This window comes from Pseudomonas sp. JH-2 (genome assembly GCF_036231725.1).
In the GTDB taxonomy this organism is placed as follows: Bacteria; Pseudomonadota; Gammaproteobacteria; order Pseudomonadales; family Pseudomonadaceae; genus Pseudomonas; species Pseudomonas delhiensis.
In genome coordinates, this window is sequence record NZ_JAZAQP010000044.1 from 1 (window position 1) to 11376 (window position 11376).

The window sequence follows — 11376 nt, forward strand, 5'->3', positions numbered from 1 at the left end:
GGTGTAGCGCGCCGCTCCGAGTGCGTTGATGTCTCTCGTTTCGCCCCCTCGGGCGAGTCACTTTTGTCAAACGCCACAAAAGTAACCAAAAAGGCTTGCCCCGCATACGGGCCCGATGGAGCCGGGCTACCCTCGCGAACTCCCCCGCCACGGAGGCCCGCCCCGACAGCACGTCCCTGTGCTGATCGGGGCTCTCGCGACATCCATGTCGCATGACCTCCTGAGCGCCGGTTTCGCTCGGCCTTCTGAAGGGGCGTTCCGGTGCGCTCGGTTGTTTCTCTGGAAGTCCAAACGCCAGAGCAAAAGCGCTTTTGCTTTTCGTAGGAGCGAGCTTGCTCGCGAACCCTGACTCCGTCCCCCTCCCTAACCCTCCCCCGCAAGCGGGAGAGGGGACCGTTCGGCGCGATGCGAAACCATGAGGCTCCCGGGCTCCTCGTAGGGCGCATAACGCCTACGGCGTTATCCGCCGAATCGCGGACAGAGTCCGCTCCTACGGTTCCAGGACGCACGGGCGTAGGAGCGGACTCCGTCCGCGATTGGATTCGCTGGCCGTGCCAGACGCCCCGGTGGCACGGACGGCGGCGGATAACCGCGAACGGTTATTCGCCCTACGGCTGGGCAGGGTCGTAGAAGCAACCACTGTTCGCGAGCAAGAACTAGACGTCCCCCTCGCTCCTACGAGAAGCCGTGCTCGCCTCCCCTCGCCCGCGAGTCAGTCCGGGTACTGCGCCTGGATGACGATCTCCAGGGCATCCGGGCGCCAGAACTCCCGGTCCAGCTCCACCACCCGCCCGCCCTCGGCGTAGCTCAGGCGCTCCAGGTACAGCCCCGGCGCACCCGGCGCCAGTTGCAGCGGCGCGGCCTGGTCCGCGCCCAGGGCGCAGGGGTGCATGGCCAGCTCGCAGCGCTGCGGGCGCTTGCCGAAGCGCTCGCGCAGCACTTGCGTGAGGGAGCCGTCCAGGTCCTCCTCCAGCAACCCCGGGCACCAGGCGGCGTCCAGCAGGATGCGCTCCAGCAGCACCGGGCGCCGGTCGATCCAGCGCCGCCGCTCGATGGCGAACAGCAAGGCGCCCTCCTCCAGGCCCATGCGCCGGGCGGTCGGCGCGTCGGCGGCGCACTCGCGGCGGCTCAGGGTTTCGGTGCGCGGCTGGCGGCCCTGGGCGGCGACGTATTCCATGAAGCCCTGGGTGCGGGTGGGGTTGTAGCGCACCCGCGGCGGCGCGACGAACCAGCCGCGGCGGTTCTCGCGGTACAGCAGGCCCTCGGTCTCCAGCTGCTGTAGGGCCTCGCGCAGGGTCACCCGGGTGCAGCCGAAGCGCTCGGCCAGCTCGCGCTCGCCCGGCAGCTTCGCGGCCAGGCCGCCCTGGCGGATGTCCGTGGCCAGCTGGTCGCGGATGCGCAGGTAGTGCAGGGGTCGTTCGGCCGCCATGGTGGGCTCTCCAGCGAAAGGCGCGCCATTATAAAGGCAGCGGGTACGCGCGCAGGCCGGCTTCACCGGATCGTCACAATGGGCGTCTAGTCTGGCCTAGACCATCGTCCAGACCACCGCGCCATGCCCGCCTCGACACCCGCCGACCTACCCCGCTTCACCTCCCTGCTCTTCGGACTCGCCGGCGACCTGGTGGACTTCGGCGCCCGCACCCTGCCCCTCGCCCTGCAGCAGAGCTGCCCGGAGTGCCCGCAGGAACGCCTCGCCGAAGCCGCCACCCTGGCCCCGCACCAGGCCCTGAGCCACGTGCTCGGCCGCCTGCCCAGCGCCGAGGAGATAGCGCGCTTCCGCAGGCGCCTGGCGGAAGCCGCCGACGCCCATGCCGAACTCATCGCCGAAGCCCTGCCAGCCCTCCAGCAACTGAACCGCCAGGGCGTACCCTGCGCCTGGCTGGAGGAGCTGCCGGAGCCGGCCAGCGAACGCCTGGCCGCCGCCCTCGACGGCGCCCTGGACAACGGCATCGCCCACGCCGGCCGCCCCTGGCCGGCGCCGGACGCCTGCTGGCGCGCGCTGATGGAGCTGGGCACGCCGCAGCTGGACGGCTGCGTGCTGGTCAGCAGCCAGCCACGCCTGCTCCAGGCCGGCCTCAACGCCGGGCTGTGGACCATCGGCCTGGCCGCCAGCGGCCCGTTGTGCGGCCTCTCGGTGCGCGACTGGGAGGCGCTGGACGGCCCCCGGCGCGACCTGCGCCGCGCCCAGGCGACCTTCGGCCTGTACCGCCTGGGCGTGCACTCGGTCATCGACCACCTGGGCGAGCTGGATTCCTGCCTGCTGGACATCGCCAGCCGCCGCGCCAAAGGAGAAAAACCATGAACCGCGCCCGCCACGCCTTCCTCGACGAGCTGGCCGAACGCTTCGCCCGCCACGGCGCCGAGCCCTACGGCGAATCCGTGAGCCAGGCCGAGCACGCCCTGCAGTGCGCCACCCTGGCCGAACGCGCCGGCTGTTCCGACAGCCTGGTGATCGCCGCCCTGCTGCACGACATCGGCCACCTCTACGAGAACCCCGACGAGATCGAGGCCTGCGACCTGCGCCACGAGGAAGTCGGCGCCAACCTGCTGCGCGCCCTGCTGCCCGAGGCGGTGTGGCAACCGATCCGCCTGCACGTGGCCGCCAAGCGCTACCTGTGCGCGGTGGACGCGGCCTACCACGCCGGCCTGTCGCCGGCTTCGCGGCACAGCCTGGCGCTGCAGGGCGGGCCCTTCGACGAGCGCGGCGCCAGCGCCTTCCTCAGCATCCCCTACGCCCAGGACGCCGTCACCCTGCGGCGCCTGGACGACCTCGGCAAGGACCCGGCCATGCGCACCCCGGAGCTGGCGCACTTCTTCCCGCTGCTGGAACGCCTGCTGCGCATTGACGGGCATCAGACACGGTTGCGTCCGGCGAGTTAAGCTGTGTGGCATGGAGATGGATTTTTCGCCGCCGTGCGGCAGTCCATCCTGGGTAGCCACCGCAGAAGGAAACCACCATGCCCACACGTCAACTGCATGAAGAACTGCAGCGACTGCGCGACCAGCTGGAACAGCAGCCGCCGCTGAGCGAAGAACAGCGCTCGGAGCTGCAGACACTGATCCAGGACATCGAACTGCAACTGGCCAACGAGGAAGCGCTGGCCGACGAAAGCCTGCTGGACGGCGTCAACCTCGCGGTGGAGCGCTTCGAGGTCAGCCACCCGACCCTCGCCGGCACCCTGCGCTCGATCATGCAGAGCCTGGCCAACATGGGCATCTGAACCCCTCTCCCGGCGGCCCGCCCCTCCCGGCGCGGGCCGCATCGCCTTTACCAGAGCGGCAATGTGTAACTAATGATGACGCGGGTTTCGTCCACGTCGTTGCCGAAGTCGCTGCGGAAGCTGCCGTTGCGCACCTTGAAGCCGAGGTTCTTCAGCGGCCCGCCCTGCACCACGTAGCCGATGTCGGTGTCGCGTTCCCACTCCTTGCCGTTGCCCTGGCCGTTCAACAGGTCGATGTTGTCGCCGCGCAGGTAGCGCGTCATGAAAGTCAGCCCGGGCAGCCCGATGGCGGCGAAGTCGTAGTCGTAGCGCAGCTGCCAGGAACGCTCGTCCTTGTTGGCAAAATCGCCGATCTGCACGAAGTTGGTCAGGTAGGGGTCGGTGCCGGCCAGATAGGCGTAGCCGGTGTCGCCGGACATGCGCTGGTAGCCCAGGCCGAAGCCGTGGCCGCCCAGGCGGTAGGTGAACAGCGCGTTGAGCGCGCGGTTGTCGACGTTGCTGCCACCCTCGTCGGTGGAGCGCGCCCAGCGGATGTCGGACTTCAGCGACTGGTCCCTGGCGATCGGCAGGACGTGCACCAGGCCCAGGTAGTGCTGGCGGTAGAAGTCCTCCAGGTTGCCGTAGTGGTAGCTGGTGCTCAGGTTGTCGTTCCAGCGGTAGGTGCCGCCGGCCAGGTTGAAGCGGTCGCTGGTGGTGTGCCGCCCGGGCAGGATGTTGCGCTTGTTGCCACGGGTGATGCTCATGTCCTCGGCGTTGCTCGAATCGCGCTGCTTCACCTGGCGCAATTGGCCGAGCTGCACGGACAGGCCGTCGATCTCGCCGATTTCCGCCAGGCCGCCCTGGAAGGTCTGCGGGTGCAGGCGGGTGTCGTTGTACTGCACCACCGGCAGCTTGGGTGTCAGGGTGCCGACCTTCAGGGTGCTCTTCGAGGCGCGCAGCTTGGCGGTCAGGCCCAGGTCGGAATAGTCGTCGGCGGCGCGGCGGTCGCTGGCCGAGTACGGCAGCAGGCCGGAGCCGGAGCGGTCGGGGCTGGAGTCCAGTTTCAGCCCGAGCAGGCCCAGGGCATCGACGCCCACGCCGACGGTGCCGTCGGTATAGCCGGATTCGTAGCGCAGCAGGAAGCCCTGCGCCCATTCCTCCGAATACGACTGGCTGGCGCCGGACTGGCGGTAGTCGCGGTTGAAGTAGAAGTTGCGCAGCTCCAGGCTGGCCTTGCTGTCGCCGATGAAGTCGGCCTGGGCGAACAATGGCAGGCAGGCGGCGGCCGAGGCCAGCGCCCGTGCGGGAAGATTTTTCATTGTTGTTGTCTCTTCGTTCGGATGAGGTGAAGCGGCGCCCTCCTGCGGCGCCGCGTGGGGAGTCGCGGTCAGTCGCCGAGCATGCCCTCCAGGCGTTGGCGCACCAGGGCCCGGGCCTGCTCGACGATGCCGCGCAGCAGTTCGGCGCAGCCCGGCTCATCAAAGATCAGGCCCTGGACCATGCCCGCCGACCAGATGCCCAGGTCGGTGTCGCCCTGCTCGTACACGGTGCGCCCGCGCTGGCCGCTGACCAGCGCGGCGATATCGGCGTAGGTCGCCCCGCCGCGCGCCTCGATCGCCCGCACCTCCTGGCTCACCGCGTTGCGCGCCACCCGCGCGGTGTTGCGCAGGCTGCGCATGATGAGGTCGGTGGAGCGCTCGTCGGCGGCGCGAATGGCCGCCTTCACCTGCGGGTGGATCGGGCATTCGCGGGTGCTGAGGAAGCGCGTGCCCATGTTGATGGCGTCCGCCCCCAGCGCCAGCGCCGCCACCAGCCCGCGGCCGTCGGCGAAGCCGCCGGAGGCGATGATCGGCACCCGCAGGCGGTTGGCCGCCACGGGGATCAGCACCAACCCGGGGATGTCGTCCTCCCCCGGATGGCCGGCGCACTCGAAGCCGTCGATGGACACCGCATCCACGCCCAGTTGCTCGGCCTTGAGCGCGTGGCGCAGCGAGGTGCACTTGTGGATCACCTTGACGCCGTGGCGGCGCAGCTCGGCGATGTGCTCGCCGGGGTTGTTGCCGGCGGTCTCGACGACGCCGATGCCGGCCTCGACGATCACCGCGCGGTACTCGGCGTAGGGCACCGGCTTCTGCGTCGGCAGCAGCGTCAGGTTGACGCCGAAGGGCCTGTCGGTCAGCTCGCGGCAGCGGGCGATCTCGCCGGCCAGCGCTTCCGGCGTCGGCTGCGTCAGCGCCGACAGCGTGGCCAGGCCGCCGGCGTTGGCCACCGCCGCGGCCAGCTCGGCGCGCCCCACCCACTGCATGCCGCCCTGCATGATCGGGTGCTCGACGCCGAAGGTCTCGGTGAAACGGGTCTTGAACACGCTCATGGCTGGCCCCCGCGGCTCAGATCGGGTCCCAGGAGAACACGTCCGGGCTGCGCGCCAGGTCCATGAAGCTGCCGCGCAAGGCCGGCATGCCGTGCTCGGCGATGCTCTGCGGGGTCCAGCCGTGCTCGCTGTGCACGCTGCGCAGCGGGCGGCTCTGGCTCATCAGGAACAGCTCGTGGTTGCGCGCGGCGAACACCTGGCCGTTGACCTCGCGGGCGGCGTCGGAGGCCAGGTACACGGCCAGGGGCGCGTTCTTCTCCGGGGTCATGCGCTGCAGCTTTTCCACCCGCGCCTTCTGCTCCGGGGTCTGGGCCGGGATGGAGTCGGTCATGCGGCTCCAGGCGAAGGGCGCGATGCAGTTGGAGCGCACGTTGTAGCGCTGCATGTCGAGGGCGATGGACTTGGAGAGGGCGACGATGCCCAGCTTGGCCGCCGAGTAGTTGGCCTGGCCGAAGTTGCCGATCAGCCCCGAGGTGCTGGTCATGTGCACGAAGGCGCCGCTGCCCTGCTCGCGGAAGCGCTCGGCGGCGGCGCGGCTGACGAAGAAGCTGCCGTTGAGGTGGACGTTGATCACCGACAGCCAGTCCTCGGCGCTCATCTTGTGGAAGATGGCGTCGCGCAGGATGCCGGCGTTGTTGACCACGATGTCGAGCCGGCCGAAGGCGTCCAGGGCGCTGGCGACGATGCGCCGGGCGCTGTCCCAGTCCGCCACGCTGTTGGTGTTGATCGCCCCCTCGCCGCCGCGCTGGCGGATCAGCCCGAGGGTCTCCTCGGCCGGAGAGGCGGAGCCACCCTCGCCACCCAGGGACACGCCGATGTCGTTGATCAGCACCTTCGCCCCGCTGTCGGCCAGGGCCAGGGCGATCTCGCGGCCGATGCCGCCACCGGCGCCGGTGACGATCGCTACCTTGCCTTCGTTGAGTCGTTCGGTCATCGCACTTTCCTCTCGTATGAATTCGCTGGGCGGCCCGGCAACGGCCGGGCCGCGCGGGGTTCAGCCCGGCAGGCCGAGCAGGCTCTTGGCCAGGATGTTGCGCTGGATCTCGTTGGTGCCGCCGTAGATGGTGGTGGGCCGCGACTGGATGAAGATGCCCGCCGGGTGCAGCTCGGGGTCGTCGGCGAAGGGCTGCAGCAGCGCCGAGTCGGGGCCGGCGATCTCCAGGCCCAGCTCGCTGATGCGCTGGTACAGCTCGGACTGGTGGATCTTCAGCATCGACACGTCCGGCCCCAGGCTCTCGCCGCGCCGCAGGCGCTCGGCGAAGCGCTCGTACAGCGCCTTGTGGCAGTCCAGGTCCATGCTCAGCGCGGCGAAGCGCTGGGCGAACGCCGGGTCGTCCCACAGGCCCTGGTGGCGGGCCAGGCGCACCAGGCGTTCGAGGGCGAAGGTGGCCTGCTTGGGCGAGCCGAGGAAGATGCGCTCGAAGCCCAGCAGCGCCTTGGCCATGCTCCAGCCCTGGTTGACCTCGCCCACCAGGTGGTCGGCCGGCACCCGCACCTCGTTGAAGAACACCTCGCAGAACTCGCCCTGCAGCTCCAGGTTGAGGATCGGCCGCACCTCCACGCCGGGGCTGTCCATGGGCACCAGCAGGAAGCTGATGCCCTGCTGCGGCTTGCCGCCGCGCTCGGTGCGCGCCAGCACGAAGATCCAGTTGGCCTCGCTGCCCATGGTGGTCCAGGTCTTCTGGCCGTTGATCACCCAGTGGCCGCCCTGCAGCACCGCCTCGGTGCGCAGGCTGGCCAGGTCGGAACCGGCGTTGGGCTCGCTGTAGCCCTGGCACCAGATGTCCTCGCCGCTGAGGATGCGCGGCAGGAAGCGCCGGCGCTGGGCGTCGCTGCCGTAGCGGATGAGCAGCGGGCCGAGCATGGTGATGCCGCTGTCGGGCAGGCGCGCGCAGCCGTAGCCTTCCATCTCCTCGATCATGATCAGCTGCTTGCCGGCGCTCAGGCCCATGCCGCCGTACTCCACCGGCCAGCCGGGGCACAGCCAGCCCTGGCGCGACAGCGCCTGGTACCACTCCCAGGTGTCGTCGCGGCCCAGGCGGTGGGCCGGGTTGCGGATGCGTTGCGGGTAGTTGGCGGCGATCCAGTCGCGCACCACCAGGCGGAATTCGCCATCGCCCAGGGCGTTGTAGTCGGTCATCTCAGTGTCCTTCGAAGTGGGGGGTGCGCTTGGCCAGGAAGGCCGCCTTGCCTTCGGCATGGTCGGCGCTGAGGAACAGCTGGCTCTGCAGCTCGCCCTCGCGCTCCAGCAGCAGGTCCAGCCCCTCGGCCAGCAGGGCCTTGGTCATGGCCAGCGGCAACGGCGCCTGTTGCTCGACCAGGGCCGCGCGCCGCAGCGCCGTCTCCAGGGCCACGCCGGGGGCGCAGAGCTGGTCCACCAGGCCGATGCGCAGCGCCTCCTGCGCTTCCAGCACCTCGCCGAACATCAGCAGCTGCCGCGCGCGGCCGTGGCCGATGCGTGCCGGCAGGCTGTGCAGCAGGCCCAGGTCGGCGAGCAGGCCGACCTTGCCGAAGCCGGCGGCGAAGCGCGCCGTGGCGCCGCACACCAGGCTGTCGCAGGCCAGGGCGATGGACAGCCCGGCGCCCACCGCCCAGCCCTCGATGGCGGCCACCAGCGGCTTGCCCATGCGCACCATCTGCCGCACCAGGCGGGCGTTGGCCTGCATCCGCGCGCGGCCGGCGCCGAGGGTTTCCACGCGCATGTCGCCCAGGTCGCCGCCGGCGCAGAACACTTCCGCGCTGCCGGTGAGCACCACGCTGCGCACGGCGGCGTCGCGCTCGGCCTCTTCCAGGGCGCCCAGCAGTTCCATGCGCAGCGCCGGCGACAGGGCGTTGCGCCGCGCCGGGTTGTTGAAGCGCAGCAGGCGCACGCTGCCGTGGGTCTCTTGCAGCAGGAGCTCGCTCATCAGGCCACCTCCCCGTGCAGCAGGGCGATGTAGCGCGCCCGGTGGAAGGCCAGCGAGCCCTGGGCGTTGAGCAGCACCATGGCGCGGCGCAGGAACAGGCCGATGTCGGCCTCGTCGGTGTAGCCGATGCCGCCGTGCAGCTGGATCGCCTGGCGGGTGACCAGCAGCGCCGCCTCGCTGGCGCGCACCTTGGCGGTGGACACCAGGCGCTGCACCTGGTGGGCCGGCGCGTCGGCGTCGATGGCCGCGGCGGCCTCGGCGACCATGGCGCGGGCCAGTTCGATCTGGATCTTCAGGTCGACCATGCGGTGCTGCAGGGCCTGGAAGCTGCCAATGGCGCGGCCGAACTGGCTGCGCACGCCGAGGTACTCGCGGGTGCGCTCGAAGGCGGCGTCCATCGCCCCCACCAGGTAGGCGGCGCAGGCCAGCGCGGCTTCGTCCAGGGCCGGCGGCGGCGCCTGCAGCAGGCGCGCCGGGGTGCCGTCGAAACGCAGGCGCGCCAGGTGGCCGCCGTCCTGGGCCGGCTCGCTGCGCAGCTCCAGGCCCTCGGCGTAGCTCTCCACCAGGGCCAGGCCCTGGTCACAGGCCACCAGCCAGGCGTCGGCGGCGGCGCCCAGGTGGACGTGGGCGACCTCGCCGCGCAGCGCGCCATCGCGCCACAGTGGCCGCGCGGCGGCGCCCTCGTAGCCGATGCCGGCCGGCAGGATCAGCCGCTCCCCGGCCAGCAGCGCGTCGCGCTCGGCCTGCGGCAGCAGCGGCGCCACCAGGCTGGCCTCGATCAGCGGCTCGGGCAGCAGGCCGCGGCCCAGTTCCTCCAGCAGCGCGGCGTACTCGGCCATGCCCAGGCCGCTGCCGCCCTGCGCCTCGGCCAGGCGCAGGCCCGGCCAGCCCATGGCGCAGACCTCGGCCCAGGCCGCGCGGTCCACCCCCGGCGCCTGGAAGCGCTGGCGGCGCACGCGGTTCAGGTCGCCATCGCGCGGCACCAGGGAGGCGGCGCTGTCGCGAATCAGCCGCAGGCGCTCCTCGCGCTCGCCGGCCATCTCGGTGTTCTCGGTCATCTCGTCATTCTCGTGTCGGTTGAACGGCTCCGGCCTGGGCGGGCCGGTACTTGAAGCTGCCGGTGGCGGTGGCGACCAGCTCGCCCGCCTCGTCGCGGATCTCCGCGGCGCAGAAGCACAGGGTGCGGGTGCGCCGCAGCACCCGGCCGACGGCGTTCAGCTCGTCGCGGGTGCTGCCCATGAAGTGCGTGGCCATGTCGATGGTGACCATCGAGCAACCCGGCGAGCAGATGCGGATGGCCCCGGCCATGGCGGCGTCGAGCACGCTCATCAGCACGCCGCCGTGGAAGTGCTCGAGGTAGTTCATCAGCTCCGGGCGGTGCCTCAGGCGGATGCGCGCCACCTCGCCCTCGGCCCAGCGTTCCAGGCCGAGGAACTCCTGGAAGGTGAAGCGGCCGGTGGGAAACACGCTCGCGGGCTCGGCCGGGGCGGCCGCCAGGGTCGAATCGTTCATCGCAGGGGCTCCGTCATGGGGTCAGGCCTTGAGCGGCCGCGGCTCGGCGGCGTCAGCGGCGTCGGCACGCGCCGGGGCGGGCCCGGGCGGGGCGTCGGCATCGCTCGCCGCGCGGTTCGGGTCGTACAGGCGGTCGGGGATGAACAGCGCCGGGATCAGGCCGGTGATCACGTAGGTGATGCCCATCACCAGGAAGCCCGCGCCGATGGAGACGTGCGAGGCCAGCAGGCCGATGGCCGCCGGCGCCACCGCCGCGCCGACGCGGCCGAGGTTGTAGGCGGTGCCCACGGCGGCGCCGCGCACCCGGGTGGAGAAGCTCTCGGTCATGTAGGTGGCCAGCACGCCCACCGGCACGCCGTAGATGAAGCCGAACAGCGCGAGGATCCAGACGATGTTGTCCGGCGTGTGCCAGAACACGATCAGCGGCATGAAGATGGCGCTGCCGATGGCGCCGGCGGCGAAGGTGGCGCGGCGGCCGAAGTAGTCCGAGGCCATCCCGGCGACCACCTTGCCGAGGATCATCGCGGTGTAGGTACCGACCATGTAACCGGTCATGGACTTGAAGTTCATGCCCAGCTCGCTTTCCAGGTACGAGGGCATCCAGTTGTTGGTGCCGTAGTAGCCGAACAGCAGGAAGCACGAGGTCAGCGCCCAGAGCAGGAACATGCGGCGCGTGGCCGGCTCGCCCAGCAGGCCGCGCAGGCCGCCACCGGCGGCGGGTGCGGCGCGCACGCCGGCCGGTTGCTGGCGGCGCTGGGCCTGGGCCGCCAGCCAGGACGGCGACTCCGGCACCCAGGGCCGCAGCGCCAGGCAGACCAGCGCCGGGGCCAGGGCGGTGAAGAACAGCGCGCGCCAGCCGAAGTCGGGGATGATCTGCCCGGCGAGGATGGTCGCCACCAGGTAGCCCACGGTCCAGCCGGCCTGCATGGTCGCCAGGATGGTGGTGCGGTACTTCGAGGTGACGAACTCGGACATCAGGATGTTGCAGGCGACGAACAGCGAGCCCAGGCCCAGGGAGGACAGGAAGCGGATCAGCGCGAACTGCCAGTAGTTGTGGGTCATGCCCAGCAGCGCGGTGCCGACCGAGAAGATCACGATGGTCCAGGTCACCACCCGCACCCGGCCGAAGCGGTCGCAGCACCAGCCGCCGTAGATGCCGCCGATGGCCATGCCGGCCAGGGTGATGCTGCCCAGCGAGCCGGCCTCGAAGTTGCTCAGGCCGAACTCGGCCTTGAGGCTGTTCAGGCTGTAGGCGAGGAACATCAGGTCGACGCCGTCGGCGAGCAGCCCGAGGAAGCAGAAGAAGAAAGCGATGACCAGCGTACGCCGGGAAAACACGGGGCCCTGGGGAGGGCTCAGGGATGCGTTCATTGTTCTTGTTCTCGCA

The 11376-nt window shown here is 70.8% G+C and carries 12 protein-coding genes; 3 read left to right on the forward strand and 9 right to left on the reverse strand.

Annotation, left to right across the window (positions count from 1 at the left end; all coding sequences use genetic code 11):
• Positions 1-712: 712 nt before the first annotated feature.
• Positions 713-1429, reverse strand: coding sequence for a UTRA domain-containing protein (locus VV867_RS24020; protein WP_328567743.1), 717 nt, complete (start codon positions 1427-1429; stop codon positions 713-715).
• A gap of 123 nt (positions 1430-1552) precedes the next feature.
• On the opposite strand from VV867_RS24020, the gene VV867_RS24025 reads away from it, so the two are divergent.
• The 3 genes from VV867_RS24025 (at position 1553) to VV867_RS24035 (ending at position 3221) form a co-directional block, all read left to right on the forward strand.
• Positions 1553-2302 (forward strand): HAD family phosphatase, encoded by a 750-nt coding sequence (locus tag VV867_RS24025; protein WP_328567744.1) that lies wholly within the window; start codon positions 1553-1555, stop codon positions 2300-2302.
• Positions 2299-2880 (forward strand): phosphonate degradation HD-domain oxygenase, encoded by a 582-nt coding sequence (locus VV867_RS24030; RefSeq protein ID WP_328567745.1) that lies wholly within the window; start codon positions 2299-2301, stop codon positions 2878-2880. The genes VV867_RS24025 and VV867_RS24030 overlap by 4 nt, the downstream gene beginning before the upstream one ends.
• Before the next feature lie 77 nt (positions 2881-2957).
• Positions 2958-3221, forward strand: a complete 264-nt coding sequence (locus VV867_RS24035) for a DUF4404 family protein (RefSeq protein WP_089391992.1) — start codon at positions 2958-2960, stop codon at positions 3219-3221.
• Positions 3222-3268: 47 nt separating this feature from the next.
• Here VV867_RS24035 and VV867_RS24040 read toward each other — a convergent pair whose 3' ends face one another.
• From VV867_RS24040 to VV867_RS24075, 8 genes are all read right to left on the reverse strand, one after another.
• Positions 3269-4519 carry an OprD family porin gene (locus VV867_RS24040; protein WP_328567746.1) on the reverse strand — a complete coding sequence of 417 codons (1251 nt, stop codon included), beginning with the start codon at positions 4517-4519 and terminating at the stop codon, positions 3269-3271.
• A 68-nt stretch (positions 4520-4587) separates the two neighbouring features.
• Positions 4588-5571, reverse strand: a complete 984-nt coding sequence (locus VV867_RS24045) for an NADH:ubiquinone reductase (protein ID WP_109936821.1) — start codon at positions 5569-5571, stop codon at positions 4588-4590.
• Between the two features lie 16 nt (positions 5572-5587).
• The gene (locus tag VV867_RS24050) at positions 5588-6505 is read right to left on the reverse strand and encodes an SDR family NAD(P)-dependent oxidoreductase (RefSeq protein ID WP_328567747.1); all 918 of its coding nucleotides are present in this window, start codon (positions 6503-6505) and stop codon (positions 5588-5590) included.
• Between the two features lie 60 nt (positions 6506-6565).
• Complete coding sequence (locus tag VV867_RS24055) at positions 6566-7711, reverse strand: acyl-CoA dehydrogenase family protein (protein ID WP_328567748.1); 1146 nt, start codon at positions 7709-7711, stop codon at positions 6566-6568.
• 1 nt (position 7712) lies between these two features.
• Positions 7713-8477, reverse strand: a complete 765-nt coding sequence (locus VV867_RS24060) for an enoyl-CoA hydratase/isomerase family protein (protein WP_328567749.1) — start codon at positions 8475-8477, stop codon at positions 7713-7715.
• A complete protein-coding gene (locus VV867_RS24065) occupies positions 8477-9535 on the reverse strand; it encodes an acyl-CoA dehydrogenase family protein (protein WP_328567750.1) in 1059 nt (352 codons plus the stop codon). Before VV867_RS24065 ends, VV867_RS24060 begins: the two co-directional genes overlap by 1 nt.
• A 4-nt stretch (positions 9536-9539) precedes the next feature.
• Entirely contained in the window at positions 9540-9989 is a 450-nt protein-coding gene (locus VV867_RS24070) for a PaaI family thioesterase (protein ID WP_328567751.1), read from the reverse strand.
• Positions 9990-10010: 21 nt separating this feature from the next.
• On the reverse strand, positions 10011-11360 hold the full coding sequence (locus VV867_RS24075) for an MFS transporter (protein ID WP_328567752.1): 1350 nt from the start codon (positions 11358-11360) through the stop codon (positions 10011-10013).
• Positions 11361-11376 lie beyond the last annotated feature (16 nt).